Source organism: Variovorax sp. GW821-FHT09B01 (assembly GCF_059418345.1).
Window position 1 is genome coordinate 547,490 of sequence record NZ_JBWKPQ010000003.1, and the last position, 26,169, is coordinate 573,658.

Annotated in this window: 25 protein-coding genes; 10 read left to right on the forward strand and 15 right to left on the reverse strand. The window is 69.8% G+C overall.

Annotation, left to right across the window (positions count from 1 at the left end):
* Positions 1-56: 56 nt before the first annotated feature.
* Both clpB and AC07RV_RS14000 read left to right on the forward strand, forming a co-directional pair.
* Entirely contained in the window at positions 57-2,696 is a 2,640-nt protein-coding gene (clpB, locus tag AC07RV_RS13995; protein ID WP_296778017.1) for an ATP-dependent chaperone ClpB, read from the forward strand.
* A 9-nt stretch (positions 2,697-2,705) separates the two neighbouring features.
* Positions 2,706-3,035 carry a hypothetical protein gene (locus AC07RV_RS14000; protein WP_256222512.1) on the forward strand — a complete coding sequence of 110 codons (330 nt, stop codon included), beginning with the start codon at positions 2,706-2,708 and terminating at the stop codon, positions 3,033-3,035.
* Between the two features lie 78 nt (positions 3,036-3,113).
* On the opposite strand, the gene AC07RV_RS14005 is transcribed toward AC07RV_RS14000, so the two are convergent.
* The 6 genes from AC07RV_RS14005 to AC07RV_RS14030 form a co-directional block, all read right to left on the reverse strand.
* Complete coding sequence (locus AC07RV_RS14005; RefSeq protein WP_296778011.1) at positions 3,114-4,928, reverse strand: AMP-dependent synthetase/ligase; 1,815 nt, start codon at positions 4,926-4,928, stop codon at positions 3,114-3,116.
* Positions 4,925-5,743 carry an ABC transporter ATP-binding protein gene (locus AC07RV_RS14010; RefSeq protein WP_057595848.1) on the reverse strand — a complete coding sequence of 273 codons (819 nt, stop codon included), beginning with the start codon at positions 5,741-5,743 and terminating at the stop codon, positions 4,925-4,927. Before AC07RV_RS14010 ends, AC07RV_RS14005 begins: the two co-directional genes overlap by 4 nt.
* A 13-nt stretch (positions 5,744-5,756) precedes the next feature.
* A complete protein-coding gene (locus AC07RV_RS14015) occupies positions 5,757-6,947 on the reverse strand; it encodes an ABC transporter substrate-binding protein (RefSeq protein ID WP_208511168.1) in 1,191 nt (396 codons plus the stop codon).
* A gap of 14 nt (positions 6,948-6,961) precedes the next feature.
* Positions 6,962-7,999 carry a branched-chain amino acid ABC transporter permease gene (locus AC07RV_RS14020; protein ID WP_296778005.1) on the reverse strand — a complete coding sequence of 346 codons (1,038 nt, stop codon included), beginning with the start codon at positions 7,997-7,999 and terminating at the stop codon, positions 6,962-6,964.
* A 310-nt stretch (positions 8,000-8,309) separates the two neighbouring features.
* Complete coding sequence (locus AC07RV_RS14025) at positions 8,310-9,188, reverse strand: branched-chain amino acid ABC transporter permease (RefSeq protein WP_057595845.1); 879 nt, start codon at positions 9,186-9,188, stop codon at positions 8,310-8,312.
* Complete coding sequence (locus AC07RV_RS14030) at positions 9,188-10,081, reverse strand: ABC transporter ATP-binding protein (RefSeq protein ID WP_093342947.1); 894 nt, start codon at positions 10,079-10,081, stop codon at positions 9,188-9,190. Before AC07RV_RS14030 ends, AC07RV_RS14025 begins: the two co-directional genes overlap by 1 nt.
* A gap of 209 nt (positions 10,082-10,290) precedes the next feature.
* Here AC07RV_RS14030 and AC07RV_RS14035 point away from each other — a divergent pair, with 209 nt between their 5' ends.
* The 4 genes from AC07RV_RS14035 to arfB all read left to right on the forward strand — a co-directional run bounded on the left by AC07RV_RS14035 (position 10,291) and on the right by arfB (position 13,718).
* Entirely contained in the window at positions 10,291-11,010 is a 720-nt protein-coding gene (locus AC07RV_RS14035; RefSeq protein ID WP_444814484.1) for a TetR/AcrR family transcriptional regulator, read from the forward strand.
* Positions 11,011-11,037: 27 nt separating this feature from the next.
* Positions 11,038-11,832: an enoyl-CoA hydratase/isomerase family protein gene (locus AC07RV_RS14040; RefSeq protein ID WP_296778001.1), complete on the forward strand. Its 795-nt coding sequence runs from the start codon at positions 11,038-11,040 to the stop codon at positions 11,830-11,832.
* Positions 11,833-11,875: 43 nt separating this feature from the next.
* Positions 11,876-13,060 (forward strand): acetyl-CoA C-acyltransferase family protein, encoded by a 1,185-nt coding sequence (locus AC07RV_RS14045; RefSeq protein ID WP_296777997.1) that lies wholly within the window; start codon positions 11,876-11,878, stop codon positions 13,058-13,060.
* A gap of 235 nt (positions 13,061-13,295) precedes the next feature.
* Positions 13,296-13,718 (forward strand): alternative ribosome rescue aminoacyl-tRNA hydrolase ArfB, encoded by a 423-nt coding sequence (gene arfB, locus AC07RV_RS14050; RefSeq protein WP_444814485.1) that lies wholly within the window; start codon positions 13,296-13,298, stop codon positions 13,716-13,718.
* Here arfB and AC07RV_RS14055 read toward each other — a convergent pair.
* The gene (locus tag AC07RV_RS14055; protein ID WP_296777993.1) at positions 13,684-14,220 is read right to left on the reverse strand and encodes a hypothetical protein; all 537 of its coding nucleotides are present in this window, start codon (positions 14,218-14,220) and stop codon (positions 13,684-13,686) included. The genes arfB and AC07RV_RS14055 overlap by 35 nt on opposite strands.
* A gap of 118 nt (positions 14,221-14,338) precedes the next feature.
* Between AC07RV_RS14055 and AC07RV_RS14060 the strand changes: the two genes are divergently transcribed.
* On the forward strand, positions 14,339-14,926 hold the full coding sequence (locus tag AC07RV_RS14060; protein WP_296777991.1) for a DUF3299 domain-containing protein: 588 nt from the start codon (positions 14,339-14,341) through the stop codon (positions 14,924-14,926).
* A 15-nt stretch (positions 14,927-14,941) separates the two neighbouring features.
* Here AC07RV_RS14060 and AC07RV_RS14065 read toward each other — a convergent pair whose 3' ends face one another.
* The 4 genes from AC07RV_RS14065 to AC07RV_RS14080 form a co-directional block, all read right to left on the reverse strand.
* Positions 14,942-15,829, reverse strand: a complete 888-nt coding sequence (locus tag AC07RV_RS14065; RefSeq protein WP_296777989.1) for a LysR family transcriptional regulator — start codon at positions 15,827-15,829, stop codon at positions 14,942-14,944.
* Between the two features lie 10 nt (positions 15,830-15,839).
* Positions 15,840-17,579: a SulP family inorganic anion transporter gene (locus AC07RV_RS14070; protein ID WP_296777985.1), complete on the reverse strand. Its 1,740-nt coding sequence runs from the start codon at positions 17,577-17,579 to the stop codon at positions 15,840-15,842.
* Positions 17,580-17,733: 154 nt separating this feature from the next.
* On the reverse strand, positions 17,734-18,195 hold the full coding sequence (locus AC07RV_RS14075) for a DUF2501 domain-containing protein (protein WP_296777982.1): 462 nt from the start codon (positions 18,193-18,195) through the stop codon (positions 17,734-17,736).
* Positions 18,196-18,277: 82 nt separating this feature from the next.
* The gene (locus tag AC07RV_RS14080; RefSeq protein WP_492716194.1) at positions 18,278-19,642 is read right to left on the reverse strand and encodes a M20/M25/M40 family metallo-hydrolase; all 1,365 of its coding nucleotides are present in this window, start codon (positions 19,640-19,642) and stop codon (positions 18,278-18,280) included.
* A 186-nt stretch (positions 19,643-19,828) separates the two neighbouring features.
* Between AC07RV_RS14080 and AC07RV_RS14085 the strand changes: the two genes are divergently transcribed.
* Entirely contained in the window at positions 19,829-20,722 is an 894-nt protein-coding gene (locus tag AC07RV_RS14085; RefSeq protein ID WP_296781342.1) for a LysR substrate-binding domain-containing protein, read from the forward strand.
* A 12-nt stretch (positions 20,723-20,734) separates the two neighbouring features.
* Here AC07RV_RS14085 and AC07RV_RS14090 read toward each other — a convergent pair whose 3' ends face one another.
* The 4 genes from AC07RV_RS14090 to AC07RV_RS14105 form a co-directional block, all read right to left on the reverse strand.
* Positions 20,735-21,958, reverse strand: a complete 1,224-nt coding sequence (locus AC07RV_RS14090; protein ID WP_296781341.1) for a beta-ketoacyl-[acyl-carrier-protein] synthase family protein — start codon at positions 21,956-21,958, stop codon at positions 20,735-20,737.
* The gene (locus AC07RV_RS14095) at positions 21,955-22,197 is read right to left on the reverse strand and encodes an acyl carrier protein (protein ID WP_057597863.1); all 243 of its coding nucleotides are present in this window, start codon (positions 22,195-22,197) and stop codon (positions 21,955-21,957) included. Before AC07RV_RS14095 ends, AC07RV_RS14090 begins: the two co-directional genes overlap by 4 nt.
* Positions 22,198-22,335: 138 nt before the next feature.
* A complete protein-coding gene (locus AC07RV_RS14100) occupies positions 22,336-23,028 on the reverse strand; it encodes a phosphatase PAP2 family protein (protein ID WP_208511196.1) in 693 nt (230 codons plus the stop codon).
* 54 nt (positions 23,029-23,082) lie between these two features.
* Positions 23,083-23,979, reverse strand: a complete 897-nt coding sequence (locus tag AC07RV_RS14105; RefSeq protein ID WP_256222509.1) for an AraC family transcriptional regulator — start codon at positions 23,977-23,979, stop codon at positions 23,083-23,085.
* An 89-nt stretch (positions 23,980-24,068) separates the two neighbouring features.
* Here AC07RV_RS14105 and AC07RV_RS14110 point away from each other — a divergent pair, with 89 nt between their 5' ends.
* The gene (locus AC07RV_RS14110) at positions 24,069-25,325 is read left to right on the forward strand and encodes an MFS transporter (protein ID WP_296781340.1); all 1,257 of its coding nucleotides are present in this window, start codon (positions 24,069-24,071) and stop codon (positions 25,323-25,325) included.
* A 40-nt stretch (positions 25,326-25,365) separates the two neighbouring features.
* A complete protein-coding gene (locus AC07RV_RS14115) occupies positions 25,366-26,115 on the forward strand; it encodes a sulfite exporter TauE/SafE family protein (RefSeq protein ID WP_296781339.1) in 750 nt (249 codons plus the stop codon).
* Positions 26,116-26,169 lie beyond the last annotated feature (54 nt).

Consider the following 26,169-nt stretch of genomic DNA (forward strand, 5'->3'; position numbering starts at 1 on the left):
GCCCGCAACCTTGAATCGTGCCCGAACAGCCCTATTTTGGATGCAGGAATACCACCATGCGACAAGACAAACTCACCACCAAGTTCCAGGAAGCGCTGGGCGACGCGCAGTCGCTCGCGCTCGGCAACGACAACGCCTACATCGAGCCGGCCCACCTGCTGGCCGCGATGCTGCGCCAGGACGACGGCCCGCGCGCGCTGCTCGAGCGCGCCGGGGTCAACGTGCCCGGCCTCGCCCAGGCCGCCGAGGCGGCCATCAAGAAGCTGCCCCAGGTGCAGGGCCACGACATCGTGCAGGTCGGCCCCGAGCTCGGCAAGCTGCTGCAGGCGACCGAGAAGGAAGCCCTCAAGCGCAACGACCAGTTCATCGCGGGCGAACTCTTCCTGCTGGCCGTGGCCGACAGCAAGAGCGACGTCGGCCGGATCGCCAAGGAGAACGGCCTCTCGCGCAAGTCGCTCGAGTCCGCGATCGACGCGGTGCGCGGCGGCCAGGGCGTGAACAGCGCCGATGCCGAAGGCCAGCGCGAAGCACTGAAGAAATACACGCTCGACCTCACCGAGCGCGCGCGCCTGGGCAAGCTCGACCCGGTGATCGGCCGCGACGAGGAGATCCGCCGCGCGATCCAGGTGCTGCAGCGCCGCACCAAGAACAACCCCGTGCTGATCGGCGAACCCGGCGTGGGCAAGACCGCCATCGTCGAAGGCCTCGCGCAGCGCATCGTCGCGGGCGAGGTGCCCGATTCGCTCAAGGGCAAGCGCGTGCTGTCGCTCGACATGGCCTCGCTGCTCGCGGGCGCCAAGTTCCGCGGCGAGTTCGAGGAACGGCTGAAGACCGTGCTCAACGAACTCGCGAAGGACGAGGGCCAGACCATCGTCTTCATCGACGAGCTCCACACCATGGTCGGCGCCGGCAAGGCCGAGGGCGCGATGGACGCGGGCAACATGCTCAAGCCCGCGCTCGCGCGCGGCGAGCTGCACTGCGTGGGCGCCACCACGCTCGACGAATACCGCAAGTACATCGAGAAGGACGCCGCGCTCGAGCGCCGCTTCCAGAAGATCATCGTGGGCGAGCCCAGCGTCGAGGCCACCATCGCGATCCTGCGCGGCCTGCAGGAGAAATACGAAGTGCACCACGGCGTGCAGATCACCGACCCGGCCATCGTGGCCGCGGCCGAGCTCTCCGACCGCTATGTCACCGACCGCTTCCTGCCCGACAAGGCCATCGACCTGATCGACGAGGCCGCGGCCAAGATCAAGATCGAGATGGACTCCAAGCCCGAGGTGATGGACCGCCTCGACCGCCGCCTGATCCAGCTGCAGATCGAACGCGAGGCCGTGCGCCGCGAGAAGGACGAGGCCTCGCAGAAGCGCTTCGGCCTGATCGAGGACGAGATCGCCAAGCTGCAAAAGGAGATCGCCGACTACGACGAGATCTGGCAGGCCGAGAAGGCCCAGGCCCAGGGCAGCGCGCACGTGCGCGAGGACATCGACAAGATCAAGTTCCAGATCGAGGAATGGAAGCGCAAGGGCGACTTCAACAAGGTCGCCGAGCTGCAGTACGGCCAGCTGCCGGCGCTCGAGAAGCGCCTGAAGGAAGCCGAGGCCAGTGAAGCGAACAAGGGCAAGTCGAGCGCGCACACGCTGCTGCGCACCCAGGTCGGCGCGGAAGAGATCGCCGAGGTCGTGGCGCGCGCCACCGGCATCCCGGTCGCCAAGCTGATGCAGGGCGAGCGCGACAAGCTGCTCGTGATGGAAGACAAGCTGCATGAGCGCGTGGTGGGCCAGGACGAGGCCATCGGCGCGGTCGCCAATGCGATCCGTCGCTCGCGCTCGGGCCTGTCCGATCCGAACCGGCCCACGGGCTCGTTCCTGTTCCTCGGCCCCACGGGCGTGGGCAAGACCGAACTCTGCAAGGCGCTCGCGGGCTTCCTGTTCGACAGCGAGGACCACCTGATCCGCATCGACATGAGCGAGTTCATGGAGAAGCACTCGGTGGCCCGCCTGATCGGCGCGCCGCCCGGCTACGTGGGCTACGAGGAGGGCGGCTACCTGACGGAAGCCGTGCGCCGCAAGCCCTACAGCGTGGTGCTGCTCGACGAGGTCGAGAAGGCGCATCCGGACGTGTTCAACGTGCTGCTGCAGGTGCTCGACGATGGCCGCCTGACCGATGGCCAGGGCCGCACCGTGGACTTCAAGAACACGGTGATCGTGATGACCAGCAACATCGGCTCGCCGATCATCCAGGCCATGGTGGGCAAGCCGGGCGAGGAGATCAAGGAAGCGGTGTGGGACGAGCTGAAGAACTACTTCCGCCCCGAGTTCCTCAACCGCATCGACGAGACGGTGGTGTTCCATGCGCTCGACGCGAAGAACATCGAGTCGATCGCCGCGATCCAGCTCAAGGTGCTGCAGGCACGGCTCGCGAAGATGGACCTGGGCCTCGAGGTGTCGCCGGCGGCGCTGGCCGAGATCGCCAAGGTCGGCTTCGACCCGGTGTTCGGCGCCCGTCCGCTGAAGCGCGCGATCCAGCAGCGCATCGAGAATCCGCTCTCGCGGCTGCTGCTCGACGGCAGCTTCGGGCCGAAGGACACGATCGAGGTCACGACCGACCCGATCCGCTCGCCGGGCCAGTTCGGCTTCGCAAAAGCAGGAAATCCCGGAAAAACCGGGGAACCTGCGGCTGAAGCCTCGGCCTAAGATGGAATGATGAACTTCATTCTTCGCGTGATCCTCGTGATGCTGGGCCTGGTCTTCGCGGCCAGCCTGGCGGTTGCCGTGGTGCTGCTGGCCGCGGTGTGGGGCGTGCGCTACGCCTGGGGCCGTCTCACGGGCAAGCCCGTGACGCCGTGGGTGATGCGCTTCAACCCGCGTTCGGGCTTCGAACGCTTCCGCAGCGCCGCCCAGCCGGCCGAGCCCTCGGCTGCCGACGTGGCCAATGCGCGCGCGCGTGGCGAGTCGGTGCGCAGCCCGCTGCTGCGCGAGCGCGGCGGCAACGTGACGGACGTGCAGGCCCGTCCCGCGACGCGCGGCGAGTAAGCAGCTGCAACACGGCTGCAGTTTTTTTCAGATCACGAAAGGCCGGCTTCGCGCCGGCCTTTTCTTTTCTGACGACCCTCAGGCGTACAGCGCCTCGATCTCGCCCGCATAGGTCTTGTAGATGCTCGAGCGCCGCACCTTCATGGTCGCGGTGACCTCGCCATCGTCGTGGTCGAGTTCCTTGGTCAGCAGGTGGAAGCGCCGCACCTGCGCCACCTGCGCGAGGCGCGCATTGCCGCGCTGCAGCTCGGCATCGATCAGCTCGCGCACGCGCGGCAGCTCGACCAGCGAACGGAAGTGGGTGAAGGCCAGGCGCTGCGCCTCGGCCCATTTGCCCACCGTCTCGTAGTCGATCTGCACCAGTGCCGAGACGAACTTGCGCCCCTCGGCGATCACGATGCATTCCTTGACGTAGGGGCTGGCCTTCATCGTGTTCTCGATCTCCGAAGGCGTGAGGTTCTTGCCGCCCGCGGTGATCATGATGTCCTTGAGCCGGTCGACGATGCGCAGTTGCCCCCCTTCCTCGGCCACCACGTCGCCGGTATGCAGCCAGCCGTCGCGGATCGACGCGGCCGTGGCCTCGGGGTTCTTGTAGTAGCCACGGAACACCATCTCGCCGCGGATCTGCAGCTCGCCCTGGTCGCCCACGCGGTGCTCCACGCCCTCGGTCGCCGGTCCCACGGTGCCCACCTTCACCTGGTCGAGCCGGTGGCCGCTGACCATGCCGGTCGATTCGGTGAGGCCGTAGACCTCGACCAGCGGCACGCCCAGCGTGCGGAAGAAGCGCACCACGTCGGGCGGGATCGGCGCGGCGCCGGTCAGCGCCACGCGCGCGCTGCGCAGGCCGATGAAGTTCTGCAGCGCGCGCAGCACGCTCCAGTAGGCCAGGCCGAAGCGCAGCCGTTCGCCCGGGGTCCACTGGGCGCGCGGCTTCTCGGCCAGCGGCGCGCAGGTGGCGAGCGCGCGGCGGTAGAGCGACTGGCGCAGCCGGCCCGTGTCCTGCATCTTGATGCTGATGGAGGCGTGCAGCTTCTCCCAGATGCGCGGCACGCCGAGGAACATGGTGGGCGCGACCTCGCGCAGGTCCTCCTGCACGGTGCGTATCGATTCGCCGAAGTTGACCTGCGAACCCAGGTACAGCGGCACGAAGCTGGTCAGCATCTGCTCGGCCACGTGGCACAGCGGCAGGTACGACAGGTGGGTGGTGCGCGCGTCGAGCCGCAGCCGCTCGACGATGCCCGGCACCACGCCGCGGATGTTGCGCCACGAGATCATGGCGCCCTTGGGCGCGCCGGTGGAGCCCGAGGTGTAGATCATGAGCCCGATGTCGTCGAGCGATTGCGTAGCCAGCGCGGCGTCGACGCGCGCATCGCCCTCGCGCGCCTGCAGCGCGGCGCCGGCGGCTTCGAGCTCGGCGAAGCTCAGGATGCGCTCGCGCGCCTCGGCACCGTAGCTCGCGAGGCCCTTGGTCTCGATCACGACGATGCGGCGCAGCCGCGGCAGCGCGTCGATGGCCTCGAGCACCTTGTCGGCCTGTTCCTGGTCCTCGCAGACCACGATCTCGATGTCGGCATGGCCGACCACGTAGGCCACCTCGTTGGTCGGGCTGGTGGGATAGACGCCCACGGTCACGGCGCCGATCAGGCCCGCGCCCATCTGCGCCAGCACCCATTCGACGCGGTTCTCCGAGATCACGCCCACATGGCCGCCGCGCGCCAGGCCCAGCGCCGCGAAACCCAGGCCGACGTGGACCGCGCGCCGGTGATAGTCGGCCCAGCTCAGCGGATGCCAGATGCCGAAGTCCTTCTGGCGGATCGCGATGCGCGCCCCCTGCGCGCGCGCCTGCTCGCGCAGCATCTGCGGCAGGCTTCGTTCGGGGAGGGGATGGGTCATGACAACCAGCGCTTGCGCCGCTTGTAGTGCTTCAACTCGCGAAAGCTCCTCGATTCGCCGGCACCGCCGACGCCCAGGTAGAACTCGCGCACGTCGGGGTCGGCCGCGAGCCGCTCGGCGCTGCCGTCGATCACGATCTTTCCGTTCTCCATGATGTAGCCGCTGTCGGCCACGGCCAGCGCGAGGCTGGCGTTCTGCTCCACCAGCAGCATCGACACGCCGCGCTCGGCGTTGATGCGCGCGATGATCCCGAAGATCTCCTCCACCAGCTTGGGCGAGAGGCCGAGCGAGGGCTCGTCGAGCAGGATCAGCTGGGGCTCGGCCACCAGCGCGCGGCCGATCGCGAGCATCTGCTGCTCGCCGCCCGAGAGGTAGCCCGCGAGGCCGCGGCGCCGCTCGTGCAGCCGCGGGAAGTAGGCATAGACGGCGTCGAAGTCGCGTGCCTGCGCGCCGCGTCCGGCGCGCGCGTAGGTGGCGGCCACGAGGTTCTCCTCGACCGTCAGGTCCTCGAACACGCGCCGTCCCTCCATCACGTGCGCGAGGCCGCGACGCACCAGCTGCTGCGGCGCGAGCCGCTCGGTGGGCTGGCCGTCGAAGGCGATGCGTCCGGCCTCGAGCTCGCCGTCCTCGAGCGGCAGCAGGCCCGAGATGGCCTTCAGCGTGGTCGACTTGCCGGCGCCGTTGCTGCCCAGGAGCGCCACGATCTGTCCGCGCGGCACGGCCAGCGACAGGCCGCGCAGCACCTGCACGACCTTGTTGTAGACCACCTCGATGTTGTTGACCTCGAGGATGGGGCTGCCGCCGCCGGTGTTCATCGCCGCCGTCCGCTCACTTGTCGAGCGAGATCCAGTCGGATGCCGCCACCATCTTCTGCGCCTTCATGTCGGCGCGGTAGACGCGGCCCACCGGAATGGAGTTGCCCTTGATGGTGATCGGCACGCCGATCAGGCCGCCGGTGTCGAAGTCCTTGATGCTGTTGAGCGCGGCCTTGAGGTTCTTGCCGTCCAGCGGCTTGCCGGCATCGAGGGTGCGCTTGGCGGCCTCGGTGAACAGCATGGCGGTGAGGAAGCCCTGGGTGTAGGCGGTGCTCTGGTACTCGGGGCGCAGCGCGCGGATCTTCTCGAGCATCGGTGCCTTGGCCGAGGTGTCGTAATAGTAGCGGTAGGGCATGACGCCCATGAAGCCGTCGCCGGCCTCGCCCATCTTCATGACGGTGGAGCTGTCCATGGTCCAGAAGGTGCCCATCCACTTGGTGGTCATGCCCATCTGCTTGCCCTGCTGCACGAACTCGGGAATGGGCGCGAGCACGTAGCCGTGGAAGATGGTGTAGTCGGGCGCGGCGCGGCGCAGCTTGATGACCTCGGTCGAGACGTCGACGCTGCCGGCGGGCGTCATGATCTTGACGGGCACCGTGAGGCCCAGCTTCTTGGCGGCCGCCTCGCTCGACTCGATGGGGTCGCGGCCGAACTCGGAATCGGAATAGACGAAGGCCACCTTCGCGCCGGGCTTCTCCTTGGCGATGTGGCGCAGCAGGATGCCGATCATCTCGGTGTAGTCGGGGCCGACCAGGAACTGGTTCGGGTACTTGGCCGGGTCGTTGAGCTCGGTGGCGAACGAGGCGCCGGCCATGAGGATCTGGCCGCTGCGGTCGAGCTCGGGGTTGATGGTCTTCGAGAAGCCGGTCGAATCGCCGTAGTAGAGATTGACCTTGTTCTGGCTGGTGATCTTCTTGTAGGTGGCGACCGAGACGTCGACCTTGTAGCCGGTGTCCTCGGGCACGTAGCGCAGCTTGCGGCCCTTGATGCCGCCGCCGTCGTTGACGATCTTCACGTAGTCGGCGATACCGGCGTTGATGCCGATGCCCGCGAAGGCGAACACGCCGGTCATCGGGATCGAGCCGCCGATGACGATGTCCTCGCCCGACTGGGCATACACGCTGAGCGGCGCTGCGAGCGCGGCGCCGGCGGCCACGATGAGTTCGCGGCGGCGCAGGACGGGGGTCTTCTTGTCGGATGCCATGCTTCGTCTCCTTGTCAGTTCTTGAAAGGCCACAGATGAAAGAAACGGCGGATGCGCCGCCACACTTCGGCGAGCCCGTGCGGCTCGAACACCAGGAAGCCGACGATCAGCAGGCCGAAGACGACCGTGCGCACCGGCGACAGGAAGACGGTCATCTCGTGGCCGCCCGGCAGCAGGTCGAACACCAGCTTGAGCAGCTCGGGCACCATGGTCATGAACACCGCGCCGAGGATGCCGCCGAGGATCGAGCCCATGCCGCCGACGATGATGGCGGCGAGGAAGAAGATCGACATCAGCAGCGGAAAGCTCTCGGGCGTGACGACACGGAAGAAGTAGGCCCAGAGGCCGCCGGCCACGCCGGCATAGAACGACGAGAGGCCGAACGAGAGCAGCTTGTAGCGCAGCAGCGGAATGCCCAACACTTCGGCCGAGATGTCGCGATCGCGGATGGCGATGAAGGCGCGGCCCACGCGGGTGCGAAACAGGTTGGCGGCGCCCAGCAGCATCAGCAAGGTGATCGGCAGGATCAGCCAGTACAAGCGGAACGAGGTGTCGAGTGCGATGCCGAAGAGCTGCGCGGGCGGCAGCGACAGGCCGGTGGTACCCCCGGTGAGCTTGAGGTTGGCGAACAGGAAGTGGGTGATGAACGAGGCCGCGATGGTGGCGATGGCGAGGTACAAACCCTTGACCCGCAGCGAGGGAATGCCGACGACGAGCCCGCCCACCATGGCCACGACGCCGCCCGCGAAGAGGTTGAACAGGAAGGGCGTGCCGAAGCGGATCTGCAGTATGGCGACGGTGTAGGCACCGAGGCCCATGAACGCGGCCTGGCCCATGCTCACGAGGCCGGTGTAGCCGGTGAGGATGTTGAGGCCGGTGGCGCTCGCAACGTTGATGGCGACGAGGCAGGCGAGGTAGAGCCAGTAGTCGCTGGCCATGAAGGGGAACAGCATGAGCAGGGCGGCGCCGATCCACAACCAGGTCTTCTGGGTGCGGGAATCGAACAGCGCGGCGTCGGCGATGTAGCTTTGTTTGAGGGTGCCTATGCGCATCTGCGTGCCTGCTTTGAAGAGGTGCGAGGATGCGCCGGGGCGCGTGCACAGGACAGCGGGTACTTCCCTCCGCGAATGTCCCCCGCCTTCGGCTCCTCCTTTATTTCGCTGCAGGAAGCACCCACTGCCCTGTGCACGGAGGCGCAGCGGTGGTGCCGGCCGATCAACTGCTGCGCGTCAGGCGCGCGCCGGTGGGGTACTCCCCGCAGCGAAATCAAGGAGGAGCCCGAAGGGCGGGGGACATTCGCGGAGGGGAGTACCCCGCCGGCGCGAGCCCGCCCCGTACGTAACGAGAAAGAGAAGACCATCATCAGAGCCTCTCGATTTCATGCGTACCGAACAACCCGTAAGGCCGGATCATTAGCACGATCACCAGCACCACGAAGGTCGCGAGCAGCTTGTATTCGCCGCCGAGGTAGGACCCGGCCAGCGCCTCCACCAGCCCGATGAAGAGACCGCCCACCAGCGCGCCGAGCACGCTGTCCAGACCACCCACGATCACAACAACCAGCACCGAGAGGCCGAAGATCCCCATCGACGAGGAGATGCCGCCGATCGCGCCGACCACGATGCCCGCGACCGCCGCGATCATGGCCGAGGCCACCCAGGCCAGCGAGAACACGCGCGGCACGTTGATGCCCATCATGTAGGCCGCGCCCTGGTCCGACGCCGTGGCACGCAAGGCCACGCCGCCGCGCCAGAAGCGGAACAGCAGCAGCACCAGCACGATCAGCACCAGCGCCGCGAGCGCGCCGTAGGCCACCTTGGGCGCCAGGAAGGCTTCGCCCACCATCACCGGCGCGCTCGGCATGAACTCCGGCAGCCGGCGCTGGTCGGCGGTCCAGACGATCTCCACCAGGCCCACCAGCACCGAGGCCAGGCCCACCGTCACCATGAAGGCCGAGATCGGCGGCTCGCCCAGCAGCGGGCGGATCATCGTGCGCTCGATCACCGCGCCCAGCAGCCCCGTGCCCAGCACCGAGCCCAGCACCGCGAGCCAGATCGGCAGCGAGAAGGTCGCGGCGAAGGCGAAGAACAGGTAGGCGCCGATCATCAGCATCTCGCCGATCGCGATGTTGACCACCCGCGTGGCCTTGTAGACCAGCACGAAGGCCAGCGCCGCGAGCGCATAGAGTCCGCCGCCGGCCAGCCCGGTCAGCGCGATCTCGAACAGGTAGGCCCAATCCATCACGCCACCGCCGTTGCCGTTGTCGCGGTGGCCGCCGCCTGGCCGCGCAGCCTGCGCCGCAGCTCGCCCACGTCGCCCGCGCCCAGGTAGGCGCGCACCACCTCGGGATCGGCCTGCACCTGCGCCGGCGTGCCCTGCGCGATCACCTGGCCGAAGTTGAGCACCACCACGTGGTCCGACAGGTCCATCACCATCCCCATGTCGTGCTCCACCATCAGCACCGTGATGCCCCATTCGCGCCGCACGTCGAGGATGAAGCGCGCCATGTCCTCGGTCTCCTCGCGGTTCATGCCGGCCACCGGCTCGTCGAGCATCAGCACCTTGGGGCGCATCGCGAGCGCGCGCGCCATCTCCACGCGCTTCTGCAGGCCGTAGGGCAGGGCGGCCACGCTGGCATGGCGGATGTGGTCGATCTCGAGGAAGTCGATGATCCGCTCCTCGATATCGCGGCGCAGCTCGGCCTCCTCGCGGCGCGCGCGGCCCAGGTAGAACAGCGCGTCGAACACGTTGGCCTTCAGGTGCACGTGACGGCCGAGCTTGATGTTGTCGAGCACCGTCATGCCGCGGAACAGCGCGATGTTCTGGAAGCTGCGCGCCAGCCCGAGCGCGGCGCGCCTGGGCGCCGGCAGCCGCGTGATGTCCGCGCCCTCGAAGACCACGCGGCCGGCGGTCGGCCGGTAGAAGCCCGAGACCGTGTTGAACAGCGAGGTCTTGCCCGCGCCGTTGGGACCGATCACCGCGGTGATCGAGCCGGGCTGCACGTCGAAGCCCACGCCGCTGAGCGCCTTCACGCCGCCGAAGGCCAGGGTGAGCGCCTCCACGCGCAGCACGGGCGCGGCGGCGCTTCCGTCGGCGGGCGAGGTGGCGCGCGGGCGCTCGGTGTCGGCGTGCATGGCGTCGAGTCGTGTCCTGTGTCCGGGCTTCTGGACGAGGAGGGAAAAAGCAAGTGAGCGATGCGCCGCCGCCTCAGGGTTCCTCCGGCATCCGCATCGCGGGCTACTTGCCCGTAGAATTTCTACTCCTCGGTAACGTCCGCGATCTTCCAGACGCGACTTCGCCGCGGCATCAGGACTTACCCCTGCGCGCAAACCCGGATCGCCCCATGACCCTCACCAAGCGCCGTGCCTCCGCCGCCAAGGCCCCTTCCACCGAGACCGCCGAGGCCGCCGACGAATCGCCCTGGGTGCCCTCGGCCCAGCGCGCGATGCAGCGCGAACTCAAGCGCCAGGCCGTGCTGCAGACGGCGGCGCAGCTGTTCAACGAGCGCGGCTTCCATGCCACCTCGCTCGACGACATCGCCGAGCGGCTGCACGTGACCAAGCCCACGCTCTACTACTACGTGAAGAGCAAGGACGACATCCTGCTCGAGTGCGTGCGCGCGGCGCTGGGCATGATGCAGGAGGGCATCGACGAGGTGCGCCGCAACGGGGGCCGCGCGCTCGACCAGCTCATGGCCTGCATGCGCAGCTACTCGGCCATCGTCTGCGAGGAGTTCGGCAAGTGCGTGATCCGCATCGGCGAGGACCCGCTGCCCGAGCCGCTCAAGAAGGAGCTGCGCCGCCTCAAGGCCGGCATCGACCACGAGTTCCGTCGCCTGATCGACGAGGGCATCGCCGAGGGCTCGATCGCGCCCTGCGACCCGAAGATGGCCGCCTTCATGCTGGCCGGCGCGCTGAGCTGGATCGGCCGCTGGTACCGGCGCGACGGCGACCTCACGCCCGAGCAGATCGCCGACCAGGCGATCGCGCTGCTGCTCAACGGGGTGCTGCGGCAGGTGCCCGCGGCACCGGCGCGGCGCAAGCCGCGCGCGACCGCCGCCTGAACTTCCCATGCCATGGAGCAGACAACGATGAACGACACCACCACCCCCGACACCCCGCTCGAGATCGGCCGCGAAGGCGCGATCGCCACGCTGCGCTTCAACCGCCCCGCAGCGCTCAACGCCATCGACGTGCCGATGGCGCAGGCCTTCCTCGCGGCGGTGCGCGCCATCGCGGCCGACCGTTCGGTGCGCGCGGTGCTCATGAGCGGCGCCGGCAAGGGCTTCATGGCCGGCGGTGACCTCGCGCTGCTGAGCGCCGATCCGCAGGGCGGCGCGGCCGCGCTGATCGGCCCGCTGCACGAGGCGCTGGAAGTGCTCGCCACCATCGACGCCCCGGTGGTCGCGCAGGTGCACGGCGTGGCGGCCGGCGCGGGCCTGAGCCTGATGCTGCAGGCCGACTTCGTGCTCGCGGCCGAGGGCACGCGCTTCAACCTGGCCTACGTCAACATCGGCGCGAGCTGCGACGTCGGCGCCTCGTGGGCGCTGCCGCGCTGGGTCGGGCTGCGGCGCGCGCTCGAGATCGCGATGCTCGGCGACATGCTCGAAGCGGCCGAGGCCGAGCGCATCGGCCTCATCAACCGCGTGCTTCCGGCCGATGCGCTGGCTGGCGAGGCGATGGCGCTGGCGCGGCGCCTGGCCAACGGGCCGACCGTGGCGCTGGGCCAGTTGCGGCGGCTGATGCGCGGCAGCTTCGAGCGTGAGCTGCCGGCGCAGCTCGCCGCCGAATCGGCGGCCTTCCAGGTCTGCGCCGCGAGCCAGGATTTCCGCAGCGGCGTCGACGCCTTCTTCGCGAAGAAGCCGGCGCGCTTCGAAGGCCGCTGATCCCTTTTTCCCTTTTCTCGTTCATTTCATCCAGGAGCAGTTCATGACCTCACGCGAGATCTTCGTCGTCGGCAGCGCCCGCACAGCCATCGGCACCTTCGGCGGTTCGCTGAAGGACGTGCCCAACACCCAGCTGGCCACCACCGCGGTCAAGGCCGCGATCGAGCGCAGCGGCGTCGCGCCCGCGGCCATCGGCCACGTGGTGATGGGCAACGTGATTCCCACCGACACCAAGGACGCCTACCTCAGCCGCGTCGCCGCCATCGATGCCGGCTGCCCGATCGAGACGCCGGCCTTCAACGTCAACCGCCTCTGCGGCTCGGGCCTGCAGGCCATCGTCTCGGCGGCGCAGGCGATCGCGCTCGGCGACTGCGACATCGCGATCGGCGGCGGCTCCGAATCGATGAGCCGCGGCCCGTACTTCGACACCGCCGCGCGCTACGGCGCGCGCATGGGCGACGTGCAACTGGTCGACTACATGCTCGGCATCCTCCACGACCCGTGGGAGAAGATCCACATGGGCATCACGGCCGAGAACGTGGCGGCGCGCTACGGCATCACGCGCGAGCAGCAGGACGCGCTGGCCGTGGCCAGCCAGCAGCGTGCCGCGGCCGCCATCGCCGCGGGCCGCTTCAAGGAGCAGATCGTTGCGGTCGAGGTCAAGACGCGCAAGGGCGTGGTGCTGTTCGACACCGACGAGCACGTGCGCGCCGACACCACGCTGGAGACGCTCGCCAAGATGAAGCCGGCCTTCAAGAAGGATGGCCTGGTCACGGCCGGCAATGCCTCGGGCATCAACGACGGCGCCGCCGCGCTGGTGCTGGCCGAGGGCGCGCGCGCGAAGGCCGAGGGCCTGAAGCCGCTGGCGCGGCTCGTGGGCTATGCGCACGCGGGCGTGGAGCCGGCCTACATGGGCATCGGCCCGGTGCCGGCCACGCGCAAGGTGCTCGAGCGCACCGGCCTCAAGGTGAGCGACTTCGACGTGATCGAGTCGAACGAGGCCTTTGCGGCCCAGGCCTGCGCGGTGATCCAGGAGCTGGGCTTCGACCCGGCCAAGGTCAATCCCAACGGCTCGGGCATCTCGCTGGGCCATCCGGTGGGCGCCACGGGCGCGATCATCGCGGTGAAGGCGATCGCCGAGCTGCACCGCGTGCAGGGCCGCTATGCGCTGGTCACGATGTGCATCGGCGGCGGGCAGGGCATCGCCGCGGTGTTCGAGCGCGTCTGATCCGGCGCGAGCAACGCAACGCGGTGTGTGGCGGCATCCTCCACAAGGAGGATGGCCCGAAGCCATACCCCCGCTAATCTTCTGCCTGCCCGGAGAGGAGGAGCGAGTGATCGAGGAGAGGACTCCGGGTGTGTGCAGCGCGTCGGGCGGGGTGGTCTGCCCGACGCGACATGCCTCCTTCCAGACCGCTCTCCCCACGCTCCCCCCAGCTTCCCGCTTCGCCGCACCGCGCACAATGCAGCCCGTGCAGCGCCATCCCCCCATCCTCGTCGACGAATCCGAGATCGATTTCAGCGCGATCCGTGCCCAGGGCGCGGGCGGGCAGAACGTCAACAAGGTCTCGAGCGCGGTCCACCTGCGCTACGACATCCGCGCGAGTTCGCTGCCCGAGGACCTGAAGGAACGGCTGCTAGCGCTGCGCGACAGCCGCATCACGCAGGAGGGCGTGCTGGTGCTCAAGGCCCAGCAGCACCGCAGCCAGGAGATGAACCGCGCCGATGCGATTGCGCGCCTGCAGGCCGTGGTCGACAGCGTGGCGACGGTGCCGCGCGCGCGGCGCGCCACCAAGCCCACCTACGGTTCGAAGCAGCGCCGGCTCGAAGGCAAGAGCCAGCGCTCGCAGGTCAAGAGCCTGCGCGGACCGGTCCGGGGGGACTGAGCGGCGCGGTGCCGCCGCGCAGCCGCCGGATCTGCAGGCTCAGGCCCACCGCATAGAGCACCAGCAGCACACCGGTGATCGCCTTGAGTTCGGGCGCATCGGGGCTCGCCAGCAGCGGCGCGCCGAGCGGCAGCCGCGTCAGCGTTTCGGTGAAGGTCGGAATCCAGTGGAACATGAAGGTGGCCGAGTAGGCCGCCAACTCGGCATGGCGCGCGAAGCGCCCGAAGAGCCGGCCGCGCCCGGCCTGGAAGCCGATGGCCAGCGCCAGCAGGGTCACGATGCCCAGCACGTGCGGCCGGCCGAAGCCGCCATGCTGGAAGATGCCGAAGCCCGTGAGGCAGGTCAGCACCGTGGTCCAGACGTAGAGCCGGCCGAGGCCGGTGCGCCAGGAGATCTCCTTGTAGCGGATGAGTGCGAGTGCCCCCGCCGCCAAAGCTACCAGGCTGATCGCCGTATGGACGATCCCCAACGAAGTCAACCCCAGCCAGACCGTTGCCGCCATGTGCTGCTCCTCATGTTTCGTGGTGCGCGCGATTCTGTCGTGTTCGGCCGCTTTTGGGGAGGGGCCGGTTAAGTCCCGCTTAAACCTGCGGTCACGCGGCGCTTGCACAATCCTGTCGATGAGTTTCTTGACGAAGCGTTTCGCTCCCGTGCGCGCCGCGGCCCTCTCGCTGGCGCTGGCCGCGGGGCTGCTGGCCGGATGCGGACCCGAGCGCGCGGCCCCGGCCAGCGCGGCGGCCGGCGTGGCGCCCGAGCTCAAGTGGGAGGAACTGATCCCCAAGAGCTGGGACCCGACCCAGCGCTACCGCAACATCAGCCTCGAATCGCTGCGCGACAACGACCCGCGCGCGATCCAGATGCTCGACGAGATGCGCGCGGTCTGGGACAACGCGCCGGTGAACGTGGCGCTCGACGGCGTCGACGGCCGCCTGACCGGCTTCGTGGTGCCGCTGGACGCCTCGCCCGACGGCATCCGCGAGTTCCTGCTGGTGCCGTACTTCGGCGCCTGCATCCACACGCCGCCACCGCCGGCCAACCAGATCGTGCGCGTGATCGCCCACGAGACGGTGAAGGGCCTGCATGCGATGGACACGGTGCATGTGCGCGGCACCCTGCGCGCGGCGCGCTACGCCTCGGCCGACATGGGCGTGAGCGGCTACGAGATCCGCTCGGCGGCGGTCGAGCCCTTCGTCGCCAAGGCGCAGTAGCCCGAGCGCCGCGGTTCAGTCCGCGAGCCGCTCGGCCAGGAAATCCAGAAACGAGGTGATGCGCGCCGACAGCTGCGTGTTGCGGTAGTAGACCGCGTTGACCGGCTGGCGCACGTCGACCGTGTCCCTGGCCAGCACCTGCACCAGCGCGCCGCTCGCGCGGTCGGCCGCGGTCATGAAGTCCGACAGGCACACCATGCCCACGCCGGCCAGCGCGAGCTGGCGCAGGGTCTCGCCGCTCGAGGCCGCGAGGCCGGGCGCGATCTGCCATTCGTCGCCGTGCGGGCCGCGCAGCGGCCAGCGGTTGAGCGACTCGGGCTGGGTGAAGCCCAGCAGCGTGTGCGTGGCGAGCTCCTCCACCTTGCGCGGCCGGCCATGCGCCTCGAGGTAGGCCGGGCTCGCGAGCACGCGCAGCCGGTGCGTGCCCAGCGGCCGCGCATGCAGCGTGGAGTCGCGCAGCGGGCCGATGCGGATCGCGATGTCGGTGCGGCGCTCGAGCAGGTCGATCGGCAGGTCGTCGGTGTCGAGCTCGAGCTCGATCTGCGGAAAGAGCCGGCGGAACTCGGCCACCAGCGGCACCACCGCATGCAGCATGTAGGGCGAGGCGGCATTCACGCGCAGCCGGCCCGCGGGCTGCCCGCGGCGCGAGGCCATCTGCTCCTCGGCCTCGTCGATGGCGTCGAGGATGGCGCGGGTGCGCTGCAGGAAGGCCGCGCCTTCCTCGGTCAGCTCCAGCCGCCGGGTGGTGCGGCGCAGCAGCGTGGTGGCCAGCTTCTGCTCGAGCCGGCTCAGCGCGCGGCTCACGCCCGAGACCGTCTGCGAGAGCTGCTCGGCCGCGGCCGTGATCGAACCGGTGTCGACCACGGTGCGGAAGGCCAGCAGTTCCTCGATCGTGGTCTTCATGAACGCTCGTTCAGTGCGCGGCCTGGGCCTCGGCCGGCAGCGGCACCTCGATGCGCGGCACCAGCGCGGCCAGCGCCTCGCCGTCGGTGCGGTAGCTGAACAGCAGCGGCCCCGGCGCCAGCAGGCCGGCGCGTTCCAGCACCTGCATCGCGGGCAGCTTGAGGCCGCTCAGGTGCAGCCGCACGCCGCGCGACTCGAGCATGCGGCGGATCGAGCCGAACACCTCGGCGCCCGTGATGTCGATGCGGTTGATCGGCTGGGCGAACAGGCACACGTCGGTGAGGTCGGGCCGGTCGGCCAGCGCCACGGTGAGCGCGCGCTCGAGCGTGGAGGCCGAGGCGAAGTCGAGTTCGGCGTCCATGCGCAGCGCATGCAGGTGCGGCGCCAGCGGCGGCAGCTTCCACAGGTGGCGGTCGCGCAGGCTGCCATCGGGATGCAGGCCGACCTCGATGATGCGCGGGTGCAGGTGGCGGTACATGTAGTTCGCCAGGCTCGCGAGCAGGCCGCCGAGCACGCCCCAGTAGATGCTGGGCGCGGTCGCGATGGTGAGCACGAAGGTGCCGATCGCGATGCCGGCCTCGAGCCGCGAGATGCGCCACAGCGCGGTGAAGCTCGAGGGCTTGACCAGCCCGAGGATGGCCGTCACCACCACCGAGGCCAGCACCGCCTGCGGCACGTGGTAGAGCAGCGGCATCAGCCACAGCAGCGCGCCGGCCACCACCACCACGCTGAACAGCGTGGCCCAGCCGGTCTGCGCGCCGGCGTAGAGCGTGATCGCCGAGCGCGAGAACGAGGAACTGGTGGGAAAGGCGCCGGTGAAGCCCGAGGCCAGCTTGGCCAGGCCCTGGCCGATCAGGTCCTGGTTCTCGTTCCACAGCGTGCCGGCGCGCGCGTTGTCGACCTTGGCGCTCGAGGCGGTCTCGAGGAAGCTCACCAGCGTGATCATCAGCGCCGGCAGCACCAGCGCGCTGAAGGTGCTGGCCGGCAGCAGGCCGGGCCAGTAGAAGTCGGGCAGGCCCGAGGGCAGGCTGCCGACCACCGCGCCGCCGCGCAGCGCGTAGCTGATGCCCCAGCTCAGCGCGGCCGCGCCGGCCACCAGCGCCATGGTGGTGGGAAAGCGCGGCACGAAGCGCTTGCCCAGCCACAGCACGGCGATACCGCCGAGACCGAAGGCGATGGCCGTGAGGTCGGGCAGCGGGCCGTCGCCGCGCAGCACCTGCGGGATGGTGCGCCCGGTGAAGCCCAGCAGCGCCGGCAATTGCGAGATCGCGATCAGCACCGCCGCGCCCTGCGTGAAGCCGATCAGCACCGGCGAGTTCACCAGCCGCAGCATCCAGCCGAAGCCGCCCGCGCCCAGCACGATCTGGATCGCGCCCGACATCAGCGTGAGCCACACCGCCATCGCCACCCATTCGGGGCTGCCGGCCACCGCCAGCGGCGCGAGCGAGGCGCCCACGAGCAGGCTGGTGAGCGCGGTCGGACCGACCGACAGCCGTTGCGAGGAACTGAACATCACGGCGATCAGCGCCGGGAACAGCGCCGCGTAGACGCCGGTGACCAGCGGCATGCCCGCGAGCGCCGCATAGGCCACGCCCTGCGGGATCACCATCAGCGCGACGGTGATGCCGGCCATCGCCTCGCCGCGCAGCAGGGCGGCGGAGGGGCGCGGCCAGCCCAGACAGGGAACCCAGCGCGCCAGGCGCTGGCGCAGGGACGGGGAAGAAGCGGAGGTGGCGGGTGGCGGCGTCATGGAAAGCGGTCTGTCGCGCACGCGGGGCGTGGGCGGACGCGGCACGAGAACGAAGGGAAGAGGAAAAATGCCGCGACCGTGCGATGTTAGTGCGCCGCACGGTGCCGGGGCAGCACGGTTTACCCCGGCATCGCCGCTGCCGGGGCACTGGACCTCAGAGCAGCTTGGTCGCGTTCTTCAGCACGTAGTCGCAGCCCTTTTCCTTGACCTTCGAGGTCAGCAGCTTGAAGTTGAGCGTCTGGCCGTCGCCGCCCTTGAGCAGGCCCTTGGCGCCGTTCGCGAAGCCGGTCTGCTGCTGCTTCTGGCCGGTGATCTTGGCCAGCAGCTTGTCCTTGACCGAGGCCGCGTCGCCGCCGCCCAGGTAGTTGTTCTTGATGCAGTACTGCAGCACGCCGGCCGCGTTGCCCATGGTGTTGTTGCCGATCGCGGGCATCGAGAAGCCGAGGTTCTCGGCCAGCCCGGCGGTCGCGCCGCCGCTGCTTGCACCGTTGCTGCCGGCGCTGGCCGCGCCGCCGCCCATCTGGTTCTTGAGCTGGTCGAGCAGCTTCGATTCGGCGCTGGCCGAGACGCCGGCCGCGAGCAGGGCGAGCGCGATCAGGGTGGAACGGAACTTCATGGCGACCTCCTTGGTGCGAATGGATATGCGGGCACAGCATACGCCGCCCCGGTGGCGAAAGGAGGTCGCCGCGCGGACCGGCTCAGCGCGTGCGCGCCGGGCGCTTGGGCAGCAGCGGCTCGCTCACGCCCGCGACGCCGACCAGCCCGAGCACGGTCACCAGCGAGTTCTGCGCGCCCTTCCAGCCGTCGGTCACGTCGATCCACTCGCTGAGCGCGTGGAAGCCGCCGGTCTTGCCGCCGCCGCCGATGATGATCGCGGGGATGCCGAGCGAGATCGGCACGTTGGCATCGGTGCTCCCGCCGCGCAGCAAGGTCTTGTGGCCGAAGGCCGCGTTGGCGCGCGTGGCGGCCTCGACGATCACCGAATCCGGTGGGGTGCGACCGCCGGGCCGGTCGCCGATCAGCTTGGTGCTCACGCTCAGCGTGTTCACGTTCCAGCGCTTGTTCTCCTCGGCCACGGCCTCGTCGAGTGTGGCGAGGATCTTCTTCTCGGCCTCGAGCAGCGAGGCCATGTCGTCCGAGCGGATGTCGATCGCCATGCGCGCATCGGGCGCGATGGTGTTGACCGAGGTGCCGCCGCCGACCGTGCCGACCGTGAAGGTGGTCTTGGGGAAGCTGGGCGTGCGCACCTCGGCGATCTTGGCGATGGCGCGGCCCATGCCGTGGATCGCGCTGGGCACCTGGCCGAAGGCGCCGAAGCTGTGGCCGCCCGGGCCCTTGAAGCTCACTTCGTAGCGATGGCTCGCGGTGCCCAGCACCAGCACGTTGCCGTCGGGCGAGGGCTCGAGGCCGACCATGCCGTCGATGTCGAGATGGTCGCGGAAGATCGCCTTCATGCCGCGCAGGTTGCCGAGTTCCTCCTCGCCGACATTGCCGACGAACAGCAGGTCGCCGCGGGTCTGGATCTTGTTGTCGTTGAGCACCTTGAGCCACGACAGCAGCACCGACAGGCCGCGCGTGTCGTCGGAGATGCCCGGGGCGAACAGCTTGCCCTCGCGCTCCTTCACCTTCACGTCGGTACCGGCGGGGAACACGGTGTCGAGGTGCGCCGAGATCAGCAGCTTCGGACCATTGCCCGTGCCCTTGCGCAGGCCGACCACATTGCCCTCGGCATCGATCTTCGCGTCGGCCAGGCCCAGCGCCTTCATGCGCGCGAGGAAGGCCTCGGCACGCTTCTGTTCCTTGAACGGCGGCGCCTCGATCTCGGTCAGCAGCTTCAGGTCTTCCACCGAGCGCTCGTGGTCGGCCTTCACCGCCTCGAGCAGCTTCTGGACCGTGGGCGCGGCCATCAATTGCGTGTAGGCCTTCTCGACCTCCGGGCTCACCTGGGCCGGCGTGGGTGCCACCGCCGCGCTCTGCGCATAGGCGAGCGGGGCGGTACCGAACACCGCGAGGGCGAGGGCAAGCGGGGCGAGGCGGAGGGAAGAGGGCGCGAGACGGGGCATGCGGTAGTCCGGGAGTGAAGGATCCTGTTGAAAGAAAAACCGTCGTTCGACGGAGCATGGGGGATTCGAAGCCTCGACGACGGCATCACCGGTTCGCCGAGGACGAAGCGTCGGCGATTCTTCCTTTCAGTCGGCTGTCGTGCTGGGGTTTAATCTTCGACTCCGTCAGTTTTTCTAACGAACACCATGCGACGTCACATCCCGAGCACGCGCGCGCTGCTGGTCTTCGACGCGGTCGCGCGCCAGCACGGCGTGAGCCGCGCCGCCGAGGAGCTGTGCCTCACGCACAGCGCCGTGAGCCAGCAGCTGCGGCTGCTCGAAAGCCAGATCGGCGTGCGGCTGGTGCAGCGTTCCGCGCGCGGCACCACGCTGACCGAGGCCGGCCGGCGCTACCACGGCCAGATCTCGGGCGACCTGATCCGGCTGCAGGACCACACGCTCGAGGCGATGGCGCGGCGCACCGACGGCCTGCGGCTGATCGTGGGCGCGGTGCCGGTGCTGGCCGAGGGCTGGCTGCTGCCGCGGCTGCCCGGCTTCACGGCGTTGCAGCCGGGCTGCAGCCTGCACCTGCAGGTCTTCCCGACGCTGCGCTACATGGAGGACCTGCCCTTCGACGTCGGCGTGCAGTACGACGATGCGGTCTGGCCCGGCGCCCACACGCAGCCGCTGATGGCCGAGGCCTGCGTGGCGGTGTGCGCGCCCGGCGCCCGCGGCCGCGCCGAGATGGCGCGCGGCGATTTCCGCGCGGCACCGTTGCTGCAGCTGCGCAGCCGGCTCGGTGCCTGGGAGGAGTGGTTCGCGCAGGCGCCCGCCGCGATGCAGCCGCCCGAGAACCTCATTGCCGGCCATCGCTTCGACCTGTTCTCGATGCTGGTCGAGGCGGTGCGGGCCGACCTCGGCGTGGGGCTGGTGCCGCGCTACTACGTCGAGCGCGCGCTGCGTTCGGGCGAACTGGCGCTGGCCTGCGAGCACGAGGCGCCCTCGCGCCGCGGCTACAGCGTGTTCGTGCCGCCGCAGCGTGCGGCCGATCCGCTGGTGCAGGCCTTCATCGACTGGGTCTGCGAACTGCCGACCGCTTGAGGCCGGCGCGATTCAGGCGCGGCGGAACAGCAGCACCGAGTTCGTGCCGCCGAAGGCGAAGGAATTGCTGATCGCCGCCTCGAGCGCGGGCGCGTCGGCGTCGCCTGCGGCCACGAGGTTCAGCGCGCAGTCGGGATCGGCCTGGCCGCCGTTCACGTTGGGTGGCAGCCGGCGTTCGCGCAGCGCGAGGATGGTGATGACCGCCTCGAGCGCGCCGGCGCCGCCGAGCAGGTGGCCGTGCAGCGCCTTGGTCGAACTGGTGCGCAGGCCGTCGAGATCGTCGCCCCAGACCGCGGCCAGCGCGTTGCGCTCCACCGCGTCGCCGATGCGGGTGGCGGTGCCGTGCGCGTTGCAGTAGCCCACGTCGCGCGGCGCCAGGCCGGCCTGGCGCAGGGCCGAGCGCAATGCGCGCGCCTGGCCGGGCGCGTCGGGCTTGGTGAGATGGGTGGCGTCGCTGCTCAGGCCCCAGCCGGCGAGCAGCGCATGGATGCGCGCGCCGCGCCGGCGCGCGCGCTCGGCCGACTCGAGCACCACGAAGGCCGCGCCCTCGCCGAGCGCGAAGCCGCTGCGGTCGGCCGCGAAGGGTCTGACCGCCCGCGCCGCCTCGCCGGGCTGGAAGCCGGCCAGCGTCATCATGGCCTGCCAGGCCAGCACCACGCCGGGCACGATCAGCGCTTCGCTGCCGCCCGCGATGGCGAGATCGACCTCGCCGCGCTGGATCGCCTTGGCGGCTTCCGCGATCGCCACCGACGACGAGGCACAGGCCACCGAATAGGTGAGCACCGGGCCCTGCACGCCCTGGCGCATCGACACGTGGGCCGCCGGCGCATTGGGCATGAAGGCCGGAATGGTCAGCGGCGACACGCGGCCGTTGCCGCGGTAGGCGGCCTCGAGCGCCGCCGCGCCGCCCATGCCGCAGCCGCCGTAGACGCCCACGCGCTCGGCGTCGAGGCCGCTGTCGGCGAGGGCGGGAATGCCGGCATCGCGCATCGCGAGGTCGGCGGCGGCCACCGCGAGCTGGCTCACGCGGTCGACGCCCGCGAGCTGCAGCTTGGTGAACCAGCGGCTCTCGTCGAAGGCGACGGTGGCGGCGGCGGCCGGCTTGGGGAGTTCGGGAAACACCGGCGCGATGGCCGAGCGGCCCTGCAGCAGGGCCTGGAACAAGGTGTCGGGATGGTCGCCGTGCGGGGCGACGACGCCCAGCCCGGTGACGGCGACCTCCGAGGGCGTGTTCACGCTGGCTTGGCGGCGCGGACCTTGTCGACCAGCACGGCCAGTTCGGCCAGCGTGTCGATGTTGGCGTCCTCGTCGGGCATGGTGATGCCGAAGTGGTCTTCGATGGCGAACAGGAATTCGGCCAGCGCCAGCGAATCGAGGCCGCCTTTCTCCCGCATGGAGGCATGGGGGTCGAGGGTCGACGGTTCGATGCCGTACTTCTCTTGGATCAGGTCCTGCAATTCCTTCAGCGAACTCATCGTGCGATGCCTGTGGTCTCTCTTGCCAGCCGCTGATCGATTGCAATCGATCCCTTCCTCGCTCGGCGTATGTCTAGGGTCGGTGAGCGCCAATGATATCCGCTCCCACCGCAGGGACATGCCGGCCGGAAGGGGGAGTCAGCGTGCTCGGTAACCCGGACGCCAGCGCAGCGAGGGCAGCGCGAAGGCCAGCCCGAGCAGCGCGCCGGCCAGTGCATCGAGCGCCACGTGCTGCTTGACCGCCAGCGTCGACCAGGCGATGGCCGCGAACCAGAGCCAGTTCAGCAGCCGCGGCCACAGCGGCGTGCGGGCCTCGCGCAGCACGTGCTCGAGTCGCACCGCGGTGAAGATCGCCACCGCCACGTGCATCGACGGGCAGGCGTTGCCGGCCGCGTCCACGCCCTGCAGCATCTCGAAGCCCGGATAGCCCGAAACGTCGATGGCCAGAGGAGGTATCTGCGTCGGCCACAGGTAGAACAGGCCCAGCCCCGTGAGGCACAGCCCGCCGACCCAGAAGCCGTAGACCAGCAGCTCGCGAAAGTTCGGCTGCAGCCCGGGCGCCACGCCCACGTAGAGCCACAGTGACAGGTAGGCGCCCAGGAAGTGCGGCTGGAACGGGACCAGCGCGTCGAGCGCGGTCAGCGGCATCACCGTGACCGGAAAGGCCGGGTTGCGCAGCAGGTGGAAGTAGCCGATGAAGAACAGCCAGGTGAAGACCGTGGTGCCGACCGCCTTCAGCAGGAACAGGCTGCGCACGCGGCGCCCGATCTCGGCGCCCCAGGTGGGCGTGGCCGGTGCGGCGGGCAGGGGCAGGGGGAGCGGTCGGTTCATGGCGGGGTGGCGGCGATCTTGCCAGAGCCCCGTGACCGCCCGGCGCAAAGCACCTCAGGCGTGCGCGGACGAGGGACCGCGCTTGCGGTGCTGGAACGAGGTCGGCGAACGCCCGGTGGCGGCCTTGAACATGGCGCAGAAGGCGCTGTCGGTGGCATAGCCGCTGGCGGCCGCCACCTGGCTCACGGCCATGCCGCGCGCCAGCAGCGGCAGCGCATGCGCCATCACCGCCTGCTGGCGCCACTGCTGCCAGCTCATGCCGAGCTGGTCGCGGAACATGCGCGCCACCGTGCGTTCGCTGGCGCCGATGCTGGCGGCGCGTTCGGCCAGGGTGGCGCGGTCGGCCGGGTTGCGCAGCAGCGCCTCGCAGAGCTGGCGCAGCCGCTTGTCGGCGGGCAGCGGCACGTCGATGCGGATCTGCGTGGCGCGCTCGAGCTCGTCGACCAAAAGCGGCGCGATCATGCGTTCGCGCTGCGGCGCATGCGCGTCGGTGGGCGGCAGGCCGTCGGGCGTGGTGTCCAGCGCCAGCATCAGCGCGCGCAGCAGCGGGCTGATCTCGAGCACCTCGCATTTCTCCCAGGCCGGGCCCAGCCAGGCATGGAGGTAGATGGTGCGCAGCTCGGCGTCCTCGATCAGCATGATGCTGTGCGGCATGTCGGCCGGCACCCAGACCGCGCGCGAGGGCGGCACGATGTAGCTGCCGTCCTGGGTGTTGAGGCGGATCACGCCGCGGGTCGAGAAGGTCAGCTGCGGCCACGGATGCTGGTGCAGCTCGACGAAGGTGTCGGCGCTCAGGAAGTGTTCCTTGGCGCGCAGCGGCCGCACCGCGTCGGGCGCGTACAGGTGCGGCGTGAGCGAGGCCACGCTGGTGACCGGCGCGGGCACCGGGGCCGCGCGCGGCTTGTCGGGTCGCGGAACGCCGTCCGCAGGGGTGGGGGGCTCGCTTGGCATAGTTTCGACAAATGTTGTCGCGGTATCGCCATTCTGCCGCCGAGCCCGGACATAGCATCGGGGCTTGCCCCGGTTTTTTGTAGCAATCCATGTCTTCCTCCGCCTCGACCACTCCCGACGCCACCGCCCCGACCACCCTGCGCAACGACGCCCAACTGATCGGCCTGGTCGGGCTGGCGCATGCGATCAGCCACTTCAGCCAGCTGATCCTGGCGCCGCTGTTCCCCTGGCTCAAGGACGCCTTCGGCGTGAGCTACACCGAGCTGGGCGCGGTGCTGACCGTGTTCTTCGTGGTCTCGTGCATCGTGCAGGCGGCTTCGGGCTTCATCGTCGACAAGCTGGGCCCGCGGCCGGTGCTGTTCGTCGGGCTGGGCGCGCTGGGCCTGGCCGCCTTCGGCTACGCGCTGGCGCAGAGCTACTGGATGCTGCTGCTGTGCGCCGTGGTCGGCGGCATCGGCAACGGCGTGTTCCACCCGGTCGACTACACGCTGTTCAACCGCAAGGTCGCGCCCACGCGGCTGGGCCATGCCTACAGCGTGCACGGCATCACCGGCAGCCTGGGCTGGGCGCTGGCGCCGGCCTTCGTGGTGCCGATCGCCATCGCCACCTCGTGGCGCGTGGCGCTGGCCTCGGCCGGCGTGCTCGCGATCGTGGTGCTGCTGGTGCTGTGGGTCTACCGCCGCGTGCTCGACCTCGACGTGAAGGCCGTGCACAAGGCCACCGGCCAGGGCGAGGCCGCGGTGGGCGGGCAGTTCGATTTCCTGCGCATCCCGGCCGTGTGGATGTGCTTCGGTTTCTTCTTCTTCTATGCGGCCGTGATCAGCGTGGTCCAGACCTTCGCGCCGGTCGCGGCCGGCCACCTGCACGCGGTGCCGGTCGGCATCGTGGCGGTGTGCCTCACGGTCTACATGGTGGCGAGCTCGGCCGGCATGGTGGCGGGCGGCTTCCTGGCTTCCGATCCCTCGCGCTGCGAGCGCATCGTGGGCCTGGGCTTCGGCATCGCCGCCGCGCTGGCGCTGGTGCTGGCCTTCGCCGACTTCCCGCCGCTGGTGGTGCCGGTGCTGTTCGGCGCCATGGGCTTCGTCTCGGGCGTGGCCGGTCCCTCGCGCGACCTGCTGGTCAAGCGCTCGACGCCGCCCAATGCCACCGGCCGCGTCTATGGAGTGGTCTACGCCGGCCTCGACATCGGGCAGGCCGTGGCGCCGCTGATCTTCGGCCGCCTGATGGACCATGGCCAGTACGTGGCCGTGATCGTGGGCCTGGCGCTGGTGCAGGGCGTGCTGATCGCGAGCGCCTTCAACGTGACGCGCGTGCGCCGCACGGCGCTGGTGCCGGCCTCGGCCTGAGTCCCTTCGCTCGCAGGGGGCGGCCGATATCATCGGCCGCATGCAGTCCTTGTATCTCTATGTGATCGTCGGCGCGGTGCTGGCGGGATTCGTGCAGGGCCTGTCCGGCTTTGCGTTCAGCATGGTGTCGATGTCGGTCTGGGCCTGGACCCTCGACCCGCAGCTCGCGGCCATCCTCGCGCTGTTCGGCGGCATGACCGGGCAGCTGATCACCGCCTTCAGCGTGCGCCGCCGCTTCGACCGCCAGCTGCTGTGGCCCTTCGTCGCCGGCGGCCTCGCGGGCATTCCCTTCGGTGTCTGGCTGCTGCCGCACCTGGACGTCGAGCTGTTCAAGGTCTGCCTCGGCGTGGTGCTGGTGCTGTGGTGCCCCGCGATGCTGATGTCGCAGCGGCTGCCGCGCGTGCGCTTCGGCGGCCGGGTGGCCGACGGCGTGGCCGGTGCCATTGGCGGCGCCATGGCCGGCATCGGCGGCTTCTCGGGCGTGGTGCCCACGCTGTGGTGCACCCTGCGCGGCTTCGAGCGCGACACCCAGCGCGCGGTGATCCAGAACTTCAACCTCACGATGCTGGTGGTGGCCTTCTCGCTGCACGTGGCGCGCGGCGGCGTCGCCGTGTCGACCCTCCCGCTGCTGGGCCTGGTCGCGGTGGCCGTGTTCGTGCCGGTGCGGCTCGGCGCGCGGCTGTACATCGGCATCAGCGAAGCCACCTTCCGCAAGATCGTGCTGAGCTTGCTGACGGCCTCGGGCGTGGCGATGCTGGCCTCGGCGCTGCCGGCGCTGCTGCGGCGCTGAAGAAGAGAAAAGTCGCGGAACCTTCGCGCGAGGTCCGCCTCCAAACCGGCCCGG